The organism is Anaerotignum sp. (genome assembly GCF_031981185.1).
Taxonomy (GTDB): Bacteria; Bacillota; Clostridia; order Lachnospirales; family Anaerotignaceae; genus Chakrabartyella.
The window spans coordinates 41,297-55,956 of the sequence record NZ_DALYUL010000017.1 but is presented as its reverse complement, the minus strand read 5'-3'; the positions used below and the strand labels follow the sequence as shown (position 1 = coordinate 55,956).

The window sequence follows — 14,660 nt, the reverse complement described above, 5'->3', positions numbered from 1 at the left end:
CGATGCAGCGTTTGATAGTCTGCCCATGGGAAGCGGCGTTGATGCTCGGGTCTTGCGCAACAGGAGCCTGTGAATCGTGTCAGGGTCGGAAGGCAGCAGCACTAAGCAGTCTACTTCTGTGTGTTGTAAGGGTGCCAGAGAGTAGTCGCAGAACATGGTAACGTGTTGGGCGGTGCAACAAAAACAGATGCACGGATTTCTATATAAAATGTTTTGAGGATATAAAAAAAGCCCCATTGCTTCGTACAAGATAATTCTTGTAAATCCCTGCAATGAGGGCTTAAGTTTTTCATATGCAGTTATTCTTGCATCAAAAGAGGTAGTAACTAGGCAGAAATCGGTAACACTGGTGGCTGCCTTTTTAGATGGTATTTTTTTTATTGCGCCACGCCTTTTCTATAAAATTGGTTCTATCTTCAAATAAAATGTAAGGGGTAACCGATACGGACCACCCAAGAACGGAGAGATAGTGAATTGCCTGTTGGCTAGAAGAAAAGGATATTTTCTCTCGCAGTAAGTAGTTGGCCGCTTCCTCCCATTGGGCTACTGTGAAGGCATCAGCGGGAATAGAAGCAATTGCCCTGCTTAATACCAAGAATGGTGTGTCATAAAACAGGTTTGAGATATAATTGTTTTGGGTTATAACTGTTAAATACTCTAAGAGGTTTTTATTGTAATTTTCCCATTGGCTTTTCATCAATCATGCTCCTTTGAAAATAGAGTATTTTCCGTTGCAGCACTGAGAATCTTTTTTATAAGCAAGTGTTACTGGGGTATGAAACCATCTTCCGGGGTTAGAATAATATGAATGGATTTTATTTGGAAAAGTTACTTATTTAATTACATTTATTATAACACAAATGTAATTATTTTACAAAAAATCCGTTTTACATAATTAGTGGAAATAAGAACTTTATTTACAAATAAAGTTAGCATAGAACAGAATAGATTCTGCCGATTCTTCATGTAAAAGGATTCTGTCTTGTAAAAATGGGCTTGTTTGTCAGTGAATAATTATAATTGCAAAAAAAGTACTTTCCCTTGGTGGTTGTAGCGCTTAACGGCGCTTTTCATTTTTTGAACCATATGGTATACTGACGTAAGTTATAAAATAAGGAGGGGGACCATGTCTTATACGGCGCTATACAGAAAGTTCAGACCCAATACCTTTGGCGGAGTGATTGGGCAGGAGCATATTGTAAAAACCCTGAAAAATCAGATTAAGTCAGGGCGGGTTTCCCATGCCTATTTGTTTTGCGGAACAAGAGGAACGGGAAAAACCTCTACTGCAAAAATATTTGCCCGTGCCATTAATTGCCTTTCTCCCACTGAAGATGGGGAGCCTTGCAATGAATGTGCCCTTTGCAAGGACATACTGGCGGGCAGAAGCGTAAATGTGATTGAAATTGATGCCGCATCTAATAACAGTGTGGATAATATAAGGGAAATCAGGGAGGAAGTAAAATATCCTCCTACGGAGGGATATTATAAGGTCTATATTATTGATGAGGTGCATATGCTGTCCAACAGCGCCTTTAATGCCCTGCTGAAAACATTAGAGGAACCCCCTGCCCATGTAATTTTTATTTTGGCAACCACGGATCCACAAAAGGTGCCTGCCACCATTCTTTCTCGTTGCCAACGGTTTGATTTTCGAAGAATTACCACCGATGATATTGCTAACACGTTGATGGGATATTTGGCGGAGGAAGGGCAGGATATTACCCCTGAAGCGGTGCGTTATGTAGCCCAGCTGGGGGATGGTTCCATGCGAGATTCCCTGAGTATTTTGGATCAGTGCCTCGCTTTTTACAGCGGTGAGACAGTAACGCTGGAAATGGTTTTGGACGTGATGGGTGCGGTGGATCAAACGGTGCTCTTTGAAATGACGCAGGCGTTAGGGAAGAAAGACAGCCGTCGTGTGATGGAGCTGGTTGAGGAAATGATGCTTTCCGGTAGGGATATTAAGCAGTTTGTTTCTGAATATTTGGCTCATCTGCGGAATTTTTTGATGGTATGCACCCTAGGGGATGCCACAGGTGTTTTGGATTTATCGGGGGAAAATTTAGAACGCTTAAAGGGCTGCAGTGCATTTTTATCCCCCCAAGAGGCGATTTTTCTTATTGAGCGGTTTTCTTATTTGCAGGGAGATATGAGATACAGTACCAATGAGCGGATTTTATTGGAGGTAGAACTGTTGCGTTTGTGCTCCCCATGGACCCAGACGGATATGACGGCTTTGGCTGCAAGGCTTGCCGGGTTGGAGCGTCAGGTTGCCCAAGGTGTATCTGTGCAGATTCAGCCCGTGGAGCAAAAAGTGGCAAAAAAGGACGCGCCAAAACAAAAGAAAAGGCCTCCTGCTTTGCCCGAGGATAAAAAGAAATTAAAAGAAGAATGGCCTTTATTGCGCAATGAGGTTGAAGATATCATTTTAAAAAGCCAATTAAAGCAGGTGGACATTGCTTTCAAAGAGGACGATTTGGTGTATTTGGTTTGTGCTTACGCCGCTTTAACAGATATGCTGCAAAAAAATATGGAGAAAATTGAAGCCTTATTGGACAAAGCAATGGGCAAGTCTTTTTCACTACAAACTATAACCAAAGAGGAGTATGACCGCTGGTATGAAGCTACCTATGGCAAGGCTGAAAATAAGGCGGAAGATACTGAATTTCAGAGTCTTTTAGGTAGTTATTTCCCGGAGGCGGATTTTGAGGAGTAAAAGGCTTGCATGGAATAGGTATTTTATTATAAAATAGTACAAATAGAAGAAATTAGAATTTGAGGAGGAATCACAATGGCAAAAGGCGGTTTTCCCGGTATGGGCGGGATGAATATGAATAATCTGATGAAGCAGGCGCAGAAAATGCAAAAGCAGATGCAGGAAAAGCAGGAGGAACTTGGCGATAGAACATTGGAGATGACTAGTGGCGGTGGCGCTGTTAAGGTGGTTATTACAGGGAAGAAAGAAATTAAGGAATTAAAATTAAACCCTGATGTAGTTGATCCTGAAGATGTGGAAATGCTGGAAGATTTAATTATGTCTGCTGTAAACGAAGCGATCCGTCAGGTTGAGGAAATGTATAATAATGAAATGGGCAGAATGACCGGTGGAATGGGCATGGGCTTCTGATCAGAAGAGGGATACTATGAATTATTACGGAAATCCTATGACGCGCTTGATTGAAGAACTGGCGGCGTTACCGGGAATTGGCGGCAAATCGGCGCAAAGGCTTGCGTTTCATATTATTCATATGCCACGAGATGAGGTTGCCGGATTATCGGGAGCCATTCTTGAGGCCAGGGATAAGGTGCGCTATTGTTCTGTTTGCTGTAATTTGACGGAGGAGGAGCTTTGCCCTATCTGCGCAAATTTAAAAAGGGACCACAGCGTGATTATGGTTGTAGAAGACCCTCGGGATATGGCGGCTTACGAGCGTACCAAAGAGTTTCATGGGGTATACCATGTTTTGCATGGAGCAATTTCACCTATGACAGGGGTGACCCCTCAGGATATTCGCATTAAGGAGCTCCTTACCCGTATGGATGACACGGTGAGGGAGGTAATTCTTGCCACCAACCCCAATGTGGAGGGGGAGGCCACCGCCATGTACATTAGCAAGCTTCTAAAGCCTTTAGGGGTTATGGTAACCAGAATTGCCAATGGCGTACCTGTAGGCGGAGACTTAGAATATGTTGACGAAATCACCCTATCCCGTGCTTTAGAGGGAAGGCGTGAGTTATAAAGAATTTCAGGCCTTTGGGCTTTGCCCCAACCCCACTTGCTTTTTGTAAAAAGCAAGTGCAAAAACTTGTATGAAAACCGCATAACTATGCGGTTTTTTTCTTTTTTAAAATAAGATCATATTTAAAAGAACAAAAGGGGCAGACATTGTCTGCCCCTTTAATAATGGGTCAAGGGTGAAACCCTTGTGAAAGTCTGAGGGCGAAGCCCTCTAGTTCTTCACCTTTTTTCTTGTGGGAGCTTGAACACAAAACCCTCCAGGTCTTGACCTTATCTCTTAAGGTTTTGCCTTGACCTTCTTCTTCCGTTTTGGAATAATTGCAAAAAAGGAGTAAGGTAGAGCCAGAATTAAGATTGACCCTGCACCAATGGCTCCCGCCAACTTTAATCCCAACAAAATGTTAGAATAGGTTTCTAAAATCATGCCACTTAAGGCTGTAGCCATGGTGTTGTAGACCACAGTACCAGGCACCATAGGCATAATTCCCGGAATATGATATAAGGTTGAAGGCGCTTGCCTGTGATAAGAGGCGAAACGTGAAAATACCGTAACCAGTGCCGAGGAAATCAGGGTGGCCATGGTGGGGCTGATGTATAACGCTAGAATAGCATAAAAAAACCAACCCAGAAAACCGGAGATACCGCAGTAAATTAATTCCTTCTTGGGTGCATTAAAAACAACGGAGAAGGCAACACAAGCACAAAAGGACATAAAGCTTTGGAATAATATGATATGAAATGCCATTTTTTCTCCTCCTTAGTGCCCCATTGCGGTAATGCCAAAGCCAACGCCACCGGCAATGGCGAAGGCAACCAATAAGGCCTCCGCCATCTTGGAGGTACCGCTGATATAGTGTCCTTCCATAATGTCACGAATGCTGTTGGTCATGGTCATACCGGGGAGCATAGGCATGATGCTGCCAATAATAATCATATCAGTTCCCGCTGAGGGTACAAATTTTTGAAAAATAACGGAGCCAGCCCCGGCAATAAATCCACCAATGAGACAGGTGAAGAAATTTGGCAATTTTGATTTTCCACTTTGATTGGTCAAAATACCAATGAGAATACCAAACAAAAAGGCGGCTAGGGCATCAATCCATTTGCCGTTTAAAACCAAGGTGAATCCCCCACAGGTGACACCCGAACTGATAATACGGGAGATAGGGCGATAGGCAGAGGTGTGACTGATTTTCTCCAAACGTTTTGCTGCTTCCTTCAGGGTAATCTGCCTTGAAACAAAAGCTCTTGAAATCTCATTAACAGAACAGATTTTTCCGAAGTTTACCGAACGATTGTATACCCCTCTGGTTAAAGTAAGGGAGCCTGATTTTTTGCTTGGGATACTGACAATCAAAAATGTGCTCATTGCCAGAGCCTCCACCCCTGTAGAGTGACTGACGGATAAAATCCGATGCATGGTATCCTGCACCCGATGAGTCTCGCCGCCACTGGCAAGCATAAGCTCTCCCGCATCCAAAGCAAATTTTAAAAGTAAATTATCATCCATCATATAAATACCTCTTTTCGAAAAGGAGAGTTTTTTTGTATACAGCCTAAAGTATAACGGATTTATTTGCAATATTCAATCAGGTGACATAAGAAAATATAAGGCTTTTTTAGACCTAATTTTCAGCGTTTTTGCAAGGGATAACTTTCCGAAATCTTTTAGTTTTGCTTATTTTTCCAAACTGGAGATAATTTTATTTACAAGTCTGTAAATTTATACTATACTGGAACAATACAACTGAATAAATAAGGCTGGGGGTGCTTTGATTCGTTGAAGCTGAGAGGAATTCGTTTTCCAACCCTTTGAACTTGATGTGGTTAGAACCAACGGAGGGAAGCAATTTATATTTGAAAGCACAAGGTCTTTCCCAATTGGGGAAAGACTTTTTTTGTTGCAAACCAAAGTCTTTTATCCAATTGTGAGAAACGGGTACTCTCGTGTGATGAATACAAAGCTTTTGTAAGCCTTAAGAACCAAGGACGGCAATGGCAGGGAGGGCATAAAAGCAAGCAATTAGGCTTTGCCCTGGGGAAATGAACTAGAAAGGTGGAGGAAAATGAAATTATCAGACAAGTTGTATGAAGAAGTTAAATATATTTGGAATGGGTATTTGGAACAGCCCTTTGTAAAGGAATTGGGAGAAGGCACTTTGCGGGAGGATTGTTTCCGCTTTTATATGGTGCAGGATTATCGATATTTACTACAATATGCAAAGGTGTTTGCGTTGGGTGTTGTAAAGGCTGAAGATGAAGGGCTTATGCGACGTTTCGCCAGCATGGTCCATGACACACTGGATGGAGAAATGGATGTACATAAGATTTATATGAAACGTTTGGGTATTACCGAGGAGGAGGTAGCTAAAACCAAAACGGCGCTGGCCAATCAATCCTATACCTCCTATATGTTAGAGGTTGCCTTTAAGGGGGACATTCTGGATGTTTTGGCGGCGGTATTATCCTGCGCATGGAGCTATCAGATGATTGGTGAGCATCACAGAGATATTCCCGGTGCTTTGGAGCATCCCCTTTATGGTGAATGGGTGAAAGGCTATTCCTCTGAGGAATACATTCGTGGGGTGGAAGAAATTATAGATGCAGTGAATGAATTTGGAGCAGATATTTCTGCAAATAAAGAGGCGTATTTAAAAGAAATATTTTTAAATTGTTGCCGTTACGAAAGAGATTTTTGGGACATGGCCTACCATATGAACATGGGGGACTAAAAAGGAGTGTGGCGTGATGCTGCGGTTTGAAGGAGTATCCTTTCGATATCCAGCGGATGAGCTGGGAATGATGGAGAATTTGTCATTTCAAGTGGAAAATGGCGAGTTGGTTGCAATCATTGGTGCCAGTGGCTGTGGAAAAAGCACTATTTTTCGTTTGATCAATGGGCTGGAGAAACCCGACGAAGGAAAGATTTTGGTAGAAGAAAAACCTATAGAAACCATAAAAAATTATAGTGCCTTTATGCCACAAAAAGACTTGCTTTTTCCATGGCGAAGTATTGAGAAAAATGTCTGCCTTCCCATGGAACTTGCAAAGGTACCTATGGAGGAGCAAGGTAGTAGAGCAGAGAATGTTTTGGCTCAGGTTGGATTACTGGAATATGCCCCAAAATTCCCTAAGGATTTATCCGGGGGCATGAAGCAGAGAGCGGCTTTCGCCAGGACTCTCCTTTCAGGTGCGGATATGCTGCTGTTGGATGAACCCTTTAGTGCACTGGATTACTTAACAAGAGTGGAAATGCAAGAATGGCTGTTGCAGCAGTGGGTGCATTATCATAAAACCATTTTGTTCATCACCCACGATGTGGAAGAGGCTATTTTCTTGGCAAAGAGAGTTTATATTATTCAGGATTCCAGACCATTTACGGAAATGGAATGTATTGAGGTACCTTTGGACTATCCTAGAAATCGGGAGGATCTGAAAAAGGCGGAGATTGTGGAGTTGAAGGAAAGTCTCATTGGAAAGCTGAGAAGGAGTGTGAGTCTATGAAAAAAAACCTGCCTTCTGTGCTGTTGGTGCTAGTTTTATTATTCCTTTGGCAAGGTGTTGCCATGGGGATTGATGCGGCTTACATATTACCTTCGCCTACAGGTATTTTAGTACGTCTTTGGGAGCTGAGAGTGCCTCTGTTTACGGTGCATTTGCCTGCAACCATGGGGGTTACTGCTCTTGGACTTTTGATTTCCGTAGTTCTTGGGTTATTGCTGGCCATCGCTATGGATTGGAATCCAAAGCTGGAAAAGGCACTATACCCCGTGATTGTGGCATCACAGACCATACCCACCACTGCCATCGCACCTTTATTTATTTTATGGTTCGGATATTCTATTTGGAGTAAGGTTTTGGTCACAATTTTAATGACCTTTTTTCCCATTGCAATTACCGTGTTTGATGGGTTTAAGTCTACAAAGCGAGAGATGGAGGAACTTTTATTTACTTATGGTGCCTCAAAAAAGGATGTTTTTCTAAAACTGAAGTTGCCCACAGCGTTGCCTCATTTTTTCTCGGCAATCAAAATGGCAATTCCCCTCAGTGTAATTGGTGCGGCAATTGCCGAGTGGCTAGGGGCACAAAAGGGTTTGGGGTATTTCAGTAAAAGAATGATGACGCAGTTGGATGGTGCGGGGGTGTTTGCACCGGTGGTATTGCTCTCTGTTGTGGCAATGCTGACAGTTTGGGCGATTACAATCATTGAAAACAAGACAATAACATGGAGAAAGGAATTATAATGATGAAAAAAAGAATATTTGCTTTTTTAATGACGGCGGTAATGGCAATTGGTGGGGCAGGCTGTGGTACAAACAAGAGTAGTGCAGATGGTGCCTCTGAAGCGGGGGAAAAGAAATTAGAAGATTTCTCAATCGTCTTAGACTGGTATCCCAATGCCATTCATAGTTTTTTGTATACAGGGATTGAAAAGGGCTATTTTGCCGAGGAGGGCTTAAATTTGGTAATCAATTTCCCTTCTAATGTGAATGACGGCATTTCAATGCCTGCGGCGGGGAAAGCGGATATTGGTCTGTATTATTTGCAAGATGCAATTTTAACGGCTACCGAGGAAAAGGTCCCCATTGTTTCTGTTGGGGCATTGACACAAAGCTCTCTCAATGTGGTGGTTGCGTTGAAAGATAGTGGCATCAGTGGCGCGAAAGATTTGAAGGGAAAGAAAATCGGTTATTCTGGAACTTCCCTTTCTGAAGAACAAATTAAGTCTATGTTGGAAAATGTGGGCCTTAGCGCACAGGATTGCCAATTTATTGATGTTGGCTTTGATTTGATGACTGCTTTGACCACAGGACAGGTGGATGCCACAATTGGAAATATGGTGAATCATGAAGTGCCTCAGTTAGAGGAAAATGGCTTTGCAATCAACTATTTCTACCCTACCGAGTTTGGCATACCACAGGCTTATGAGTTGGTATTTTTAGCAGGCAAGGATGCGGTAGAAAAAAATCCTGAAAAAATCCAAAGATTTTTACGTGCTTGCCAAAAGAGCTTTGAAGATGTGAAGGCAAACCCGGATGAAAGCTTGCAAATTTTGCTAGACAACCAAAATGCGGAGAATTTCCCCTTGTCTAAGGCGGTGGAACAAAAGAGCATGGAAATCTTGCTCCCTGTTATGGAAACCCCCGATGCACCTTTCTTGCACCAAGAAGTAGAAGTTTGGCAGAAAAATGCAGATTGGCTTTATGAGAGAGGCATTCTTTCTCAAAAAACGGATGTAACACCTATGGTTGTAAATTTAGCAGATTAAAGAAAAGCAGTGGTGGGTAAGGGTCTGCAATGATAAGGAATTTAAACTAGCATTCATATAAATGCTTCCCAACTGCCTGAGAGCGATTCTCTGAAATCTTTCGGAGAAAAACCCTTGGGCAGTTTTTATTTTAGGGATTTTTAAATTTTGAACAATACGTATTATAAAGATTTTAGTTGAAAACAAGTAAATATGTATGATTCTGACATGAAATTGATATTTTTTTAAAATAAAAGTATAATACAATAGAATAAATTAGAATAATAATAAAAACTTTGAAATCATTAGGATTAGGATGTGAAACGATGAAAGCATTGGTGACAGGAGCATCAGGGGGCATCGGAAGAGATATCACCTTGGTTTTAAGCCGCATGGGTTATGATTTGATTTTGGTGAGCAGGGATGGAGAAAAGCTTGCTCGGGTAAAAAAGCATTTAAAAACCCATGTACAGATTATTTCTGCGGATTTGTCTGTTGAGGAAGAATGTTTCGCCCTTTATGAACAGGTTAAGGCGCAAAACATTGATATATTGGTGAATAATGCTGGGTTTGGTGCCTTCGGGCATTTTTGGGAGGTACCCTTAGAGCGGGAACTTAATATGCTAGATTTAAATGTGCGGGCAGTGCATATTCTGACAAAGCTTTTTTTAGAGGATTTTCGCAAGCGAGATAGCGGTTATATTTTAAATGTTGCTTCTGCGGCAGGATTCATGCCTGGACCTTTAATGGCCACTTATTATGCTACAAAAAATTATGTTTTAAGGCTTACGGAGGCCATATATGAAGAATTGCGTCAAGACGGAAGCCAAGTGCATATTTCTGCTCTTTGTCCCGGCCCTGTGGATACGGGATTTAACCAACGGGCAGAAGTAAGTTTTTCTTTAAGTGGGTTGCGCTCCCTGGATGTGGCGAAGTATGCTATTGAAAAAATGCTTGCAAATAAAGTGGTGATTATACCCGGTATTACCATGAAGCTTGCCCAGTTTGGACGAAAATTTCTGGGAGAAAAAGCCCAACTGAAAGCAGCATATTACTTTCAGCATAAAAAGAAGGATTGAGAAGGATGTTGGGCTTGGGCGAAAAGACAGACAGCCGCTGGAAACGGGTGATTTTTCATACGCTGGACGGATATTTTTCCAACGGCATTGGCAAAACAGCGGCGTCCTTAACCTATTATTCTGTTTTTGCAATTTTTCCGTTTTTAATTTTTATTAGTTCTCTTTTGGGCTTTTTACATTTGCCTATGATAACAGTCGAAGGGGATGCCTCCGCATTATTGCCTGCCGATGTGGTAGCATTAATTAATTTGACCATTGCCCATATGACGGAAACCAGCAGTGGTGCATGGTTGACCTTCGGTTTGGTTTTTACCGTTTGGTTTCCTTTGCGGGCTGTAAGTAGTCTTGTGGGAGCAATCAACGGTATTTATGGGGATGAAAAAATGCTGAAACATACTTTGCGCATTATATTTCTTTCCCTTCTAATGATAATATTTGTGCCGGTATTGCTTATGGTACTGTTGGTTAGCAAAGAAGTGATGGAGTTTATTAGTGTTTTTGTGCCCATGGCGGAAACTTTTATTGATTTATGGTCGAGGATACGATTTTTACCTATTTCTCTTGGGGTATTGTTTTTTATCAGTGGTGTTTATTTTCTTTCCCCCAACCAAAGACCACTAAAGAGGTTTGTTTTCCCGGGGGCGATTCTTTCCACGGCGGCATGGATACTGTTTTCCGCAGGATTTGCCTATTATGTGGATCATGCCGGGAAGTACTCTGTGATTTATGGCTCCATAGGCGCTATTATTGCTTTTCTGGTATGGCTGAATGCGAGTATTGCGGCGTTGCTTATGGGGGCAGTTTTTAATCAAGCGTTGCGTAGAGAATTTCAATAAAAAAGTTCTAATTGGATTTTCCAATTAGAACTTTTTTTGTGGGCTTGCAAATGAAAGAAATGGAGATTATCAGTGAAATGGTTACCATAATATATAAATATGTAGCGATTTTGAAGAAAGCACCAAATTTTTAAAAAAGTAATAAAAATAGGGAATATGTAGAGATTATACCATATATTATCAATTATATATGGTTAAATTTTCATATATAACCATATACAAGTAAATAACTGCACAAAAATTTCATCAATATTTCACTGCTGTTACAATTACATTACAGATTGACATAACGTATTGCAAAACGTTTTTGAGCTTCGTATAATGAGCAGGCAAAGTAAATAACGCTTGCAGATTTTTTGTAGCGTCATGGAGGGAGGCAATCGGAGAGACAAAGCTTTTTTATGCTGAATGGGTGAAAGAAAAGCGGCGTTTTGATGACGGCTAAACAATGTGACTGCACCAAGGGGTCTGGGGAGGAGTTGAACTGCATTCGTTTTATAATTATGCAACGAACGAAAACGAACAAAGTACATATTTTTTAAGGAGGAATGTAACGATGAAGAAAGCAATATCTTTCTTGATGGCTGCAGCCATGGTTACTTCACTTGTTCCCGCAACAGCGTTTGCGGCAGGGGATGTAACTGCTACAGCTAAAGTAATCGATGCTTTGGAAAGAGGCAAAGATTTCGACGGTGTGATCGATACTACTGATGCACCAGAATTACAATTGAAGGTTACAAGCGCTGACTATACAACAGGCGGCAGCACACCTACAGTTGATGTAACAGTATCTTTGGATGGTGCAGAATTTACTGCAACCGATGAGGCTGGTTTTGAAGGTCTGGTAACAGTAACTGATCCCGGAAAGGTTTCTGTAGCAACAAAGGAATTTTCAGAAGACGAAGTAACTTACACCCTGACAGGCCAGTTTAAGAAGGACGACGTTGTTGCAATTAACTTGGCTTCCAAAATGACAAAGGTTTCTGTTGGCAAAACAGCAACTGTATCCGTTGATTCTAAAATGGCAAAAGCTGATGATTTAGTTTATGCTTCCGTTTTGGACAAAGGCATCAAAGCTTCCGTTAAGAAAACAGTAAGCGTAGCTGTTGAAGAAATAGCACTAATTAACAGCAAGGGCTTGAAAATTGAACCCTCTGTTGATGATTCTTATGCAGTAGGCACACAGTTTACATTAAAGCTTTCCAAAGGCTTTGAATTTGCAAACACAACTGTAACAGGCGCTGCTGATTGGGCAATTGATGATAACGAAGCTACTTTCACAGCACCTTCCGCTGATGAATTCACTTTGGCAGGTATCAAAGTTGAAGCTACATCTGCAAAGGTTGGCGACGTTGCTACAATTAAAGTAACAGCGAAAAACGTTGGCACAGCTTCCGTAGAAGTTGCTAAGGTTGTTGATTACAAAGTAGGCGTTTCCGTTGATGCAGACGAAGATGTACCTGTAATCTACAGCGGTACAGACGTAAACAACACAGGCTTGACAGATGATTCCGATCATATGACCTTAGAAGTAACAGCAGAGGAAACATTCCCCGGCGCTTGGTCCATGAGACAGGGCTTCAACTTCACATTGCCTGAAGGCGTATACGTAACAGACGTAGATGTTACTGATGCAGAAAACTTCATGCAGGGTGGTACAGCAGTTGGTACAGCAGAATGGGAAGCAGCTTTCAAAGCAGCTTACGATAAAGGCGATTACAACGGCTTCACATTTGCAAAGAGAGTATTTGATGATGTAAACACAAACCTTTCTTCTGATCCTGCAAGTGTTACCTTTAAGTTACAGCTTGTAGCTGACCCTACTTTCGAAGGCGATGTAAAATTAGGCTTCGAAGGAGCTTTGGTTGATGCACAGGAAGTAACTGTAGCAAAATTTGTAAAACCTTACACAGTAAAAGCAGAACAGAACGACGTAATCATCGATTACAGAAACACAGCTGTTCAAACACCTATTACAATTACAGAAGCAGAAGCAGGCTTATGGGCAGCTAACTCTGTATTCACACTTACAGTAGATAGAGGCGACATGATCGAGTTCGAAGATGACGCAACTTTCGCTGTAAACAATTCCGGTTTGGAATTGAAAGATGAAAAAACAAAAGACGGTCAGCTTGCATTTACTGTAAAAGGCGAATCTGACGAAGCAGCATCTGTAGAAATCAAAGACATCGCATTGTTCATGCAGAGAAACGTACCTGCAGGCGCTTATGACCTGAAGGCTGAAACAGCAATGAGCACAGCTTATGACAAACAAGCAATTTATGCAGCAGATGGTAAAGACAACAACATCATTGATGACGTTGCAGATTACAGCAATGTTGTAAAAGAAGCATTCATCAATGTAGTAACAAGCGGTAGAGACAATGACAACCTGTTCACAACAAAGGTAGTAGTACCTGTTGGCGAAGCTTACTTAATGGCTGGTTCCACAAAGGTTGAATTGGATGTACCTGCTTACATCAGTGCAACAAACTACACAATGCTTCCTATCAGAGCAGTATCTAAGGCTCTTGGAGTAAACACAAACAACGTATTGTGGAGTGCTGAAACAAAAACAATCACAATTATGTATGCACAGAGAATCATTACAATGGTAGTTGGTCAGAAGACAATCAACGTAAACGGTTCTTCCATCCCTGCATCCGCAGCACCTGAAATCACAGGCGACAGAGCATTCTTGCCTATGAGAGATTTGGCTACAGCTTTGGGTGTAACTGATATCACATGGGATGCAGCAACAAGAACAGCTACATTGAACGGTAGCAAATAAGAAGTGCAGGAACTTGAGGGCTTAGCCCTCAAACCCCCACAAGGGATTTTCCCTTGACCTGTTAAGGAGAGGTAGACAATGGTCTGCCTCTCCTTTTATGTTACAATCAGAAACAGTTTGGAGTAAGTTTTGAAAATTTTACAGCAGTAAAAGGGGCATAGAGTGCCTTTTTTTTGTCGGGAACCCCTATATCTTGGACATTAAATAGGACAAGCCCCAAGGTGTTGAAAACCCCTTTAAGTGCTGTAAAATTGGCATATTTACGCAACGTTGCTCCTATATTACAGTTATGTTACATTTTGCCAATGTCTCTTGCCATTTCTAGAATCCCTGCGTATAATAATCTTGCATAGTAAATGGTAATGCTTTCCTATTGATGAAACGGAACGGGACGGGAGGCAGAGCTTAGGGACAGCGTTTTGCTCTCTTAAATGGGTGTGAGGGGAGAACAAAGAAACTAAGGTTTGGCAAACGAAGCGCGAAGGGACATGAGTAGTAAAGTTGCACAATTGAAAAGCATTCGTTGTATAATTATAAAACGAAACACAAACAAAAATTAAATGTTAAAAGGAGGAATTTAACGATGAAGAAGTTTATTTCTTTCGTTATGGCTGGCGCTATGGTAGCTTCCCTTGTACCTGCAACTGCATTTGCAAAGGGCGAAGTTTCCGCAACAGTCAAAGTGGTTGATGCGCTTGAATTGACAGCAAGTGAAGCAAAAAGCAACCCCGAGATCAAAAGTACAAAGTATGATGTACCTCAGGTACAGTTGAAAGTCACAGGAGTTGATTACAGAACAAGTAGCGCTGCGCCTACTATGGATGTTGAACTGGCTCTGGAAAATGCAGACTTTTTGAGCACTAGCGATGCAGCTTTGATTGCATTGGTAAGTGGTAAGGGTGACCGTGGTGATCTGTTTTCAGTTTCTGGTTCTAAATGGAAAGTAGATAATGATGGCTCTATG

General features: G+C 41.7%; 14 protein-coding genes, 1 other RNA gene and 1 riboswitch (1 of these 16 cut by a window edge). Of the genes, 12 read left to right on the top strand and 3 right to left on the bottom strand.

Going from position 1 to position 14,660, the window contains the following annotated elements; translation table 11 throughout:
• Positions 1-195: signal recognition particle sRNA large type (gene ffs, locus RTK36_RS10765), an RNA gene on the top strand; it begins 74 nt to the left of the window's first position.
• Positions 196-361: 166 nt separating this feature from the next.
• Here the strand turns inward: ffs and RTK36_RS10760 are convergent.
• A complete protein-coding gene (locus RTK36_RS10760) occupies positions 362-697 on the bottom strand; it encodes a hypothetical protein (RefSeq protein WP_312047065.1) in 336 nt (111 codons plus the stop codon).
• Positions 698-1,126: 429 nt separating this feature from the next.
• Between RTK36_RS10760 and dnaX the strand changes: the two genes are divergently transcribed.
• The 3 genes from dnaX (at position 1,127) to recR (ending at position 3,743) form a co-directional block, all read left to right on the top strand.
• A complete protein-coding gene (dnaX, locus tag RTK36_RS10755) occupies positions 1,127-2,719 on the top strand; it encodes a DNA polymerase III subunit gamma/tau (RefSeq protein WP_312047063.1) in 1,593 nt (530 codons plus the stop codon).
• Between the two features lie 75 nt (positions 2,720-2,794).
• Positions 2,795-3,130, top strand: coding sequence for a YbaB/EbfC family nucleoid-associated protein (locus RTK36_RS10750; RefSeq protein WP_312047060.1), 336 nt, complete (start codon positions 2,795-2,797; stop codon positions 3,128-3,130).
• Positions 3,131-3,146: 16 nt separating this feature from the next.
• The gene (gene recR, locus RTK36_RS10745; protein WP_312047058.1) at positions 3,147-3,743 is read left to right on the top strand and encodes a recombination mediator RecR; all 597 of its coding nucleotides are present in this window, start codon (positions 3,147-3,149) and stop codon (positions 3,741-3,743) included.
• A gap of 276 nt (positions 3,744-4,019) precedes the next feature.
• Here recR and RTK36_RS10740 read toward each other — a convergent pair whose 3' ends face one another.
• Entirely contained in the window at positions 4,020-4,487 is a 468-nt protein-coding gene (locus RTK36_RS10740; protein WP_312047056.1) for a threonine/serine exporter family protein, read from the bottom strand.
• Positions 4,488-4,499: 12 nt separating this feature from the next.
• Positions 4,500-5,255, bottom strand: coding sequence for a threonine/serine ThrE exporter family protein (locus RTK36_RS10735; protein WP_312047054.1), 756 nt, complete (start codon positions 5,253-5,255; stop codon positions 4,500-4,502).
• A gap of 240 nt (positions 5,256-5,495) precedes the next feature.
• Positions 5,496-5,604, top strand: a riboswitch (TPP riboswitch).
• Between the two features lie 204 nt (positions 5,605-5,808).
• On the opposite strand from RTK36_RS10735, the gene tenA reads away from it, so the two are divergent.
• The 8 genes from tenA to RTK36_RS10695 form a co-directional block, all read left to right on the top strand.
• Complete coding sequence (gene tenA / locus RTK36_RS10730; RefSeq protein ID WP_312047052.1) at positions 5,809-6,474, top strand: thiaminase II; 666 nt, start codon at positions 5,809-5,811, stop codon at positions 6,472-6,474.
• A 16-nt stretch (positions 6,475-6,490) separates the two neighbouring features.
• On the top strand, positions 6,491-7,246 hold the full coding sequence (locus RTK36_RS10725; protein ID WP_312047050.1) for an ABC transporter ATP-binding protein: 756 nt from the start codon (positions 6,491-6,493) through the stop codon (positions 7,244-7,246).
• Positions 7,243-7,986: an ABC transporter permease gene (locus tag RTK36_RS10720; RefSeq protein WP_312047048.1), complete on the top strand. Its 744-nt coding sequence runs from the start codon at positions 7,243-7,245 to the stop codon at positions 7,984-7,986. The genes RTK36_RS10725 and RTK36_RS10720 overlap by 4 nt, the downstream gene beginning before the upstream one ends.
• Positions 7,986-9,011 (top strand): ABC transporter substrate-binding protein, encoded by a 1,026-nt coding sequence (locus RTK36_RS10715; protein WP_312047045.1) that lies wholly within the window; start codon positions 7,986-7,988, stop codon positions 9,009-9,011. Before RTK36_RS10720 ends, RTK36_RS10715 begins: the two co-directional genes overlap by 1 nt.
• 305 nt (positions 9,012-9,316) lie before the next feature.
• On the top strand, positions 9,317-10,069 hold the full coding sequence (locus tag RTK36_RS10710; protein WP_312047043.1) for an SDR family NAD(P)-dependent oxidoreductase: 753 nt from the start codon (positions 9,317-9,319) through the stop codon (positions 10,067-10,069).
• A 14-nt stretch (positions 10,070-10,083) separates the two neighbouring features.
• Entirely contained in the window at positions 10,084-10,905 is an 822-nt protein-coding gene (locus RTK36_RS10705) for a YihY/virulence factor BrkB family protein (protein WP_312047041.1), read from the top strand.
• A gap of 556 nt (positions 10,906-11,461) precedes the next feature.
• Positions 11,462-13,696 (top strand): copper amine oxidase N-terminal domain-containing protein, encoded by a 2,235-nt coding sequence (locus RTK36_RS10700; protein WP_312047038.1) that lies wholly within the window; start codon positions 11,462-11,464, stop codon positions 13,694-13,696.
• A 583-nt stretch (positions 13,697-14,279) separates the two neighbouring features.
• The coding region (locus RTK36_RS10695; RefSeq protein WP_312047036.1) for a hypothetical protein at positions 14,280-14,660 on the top strand (381 nt) is incomplete at its 3' end.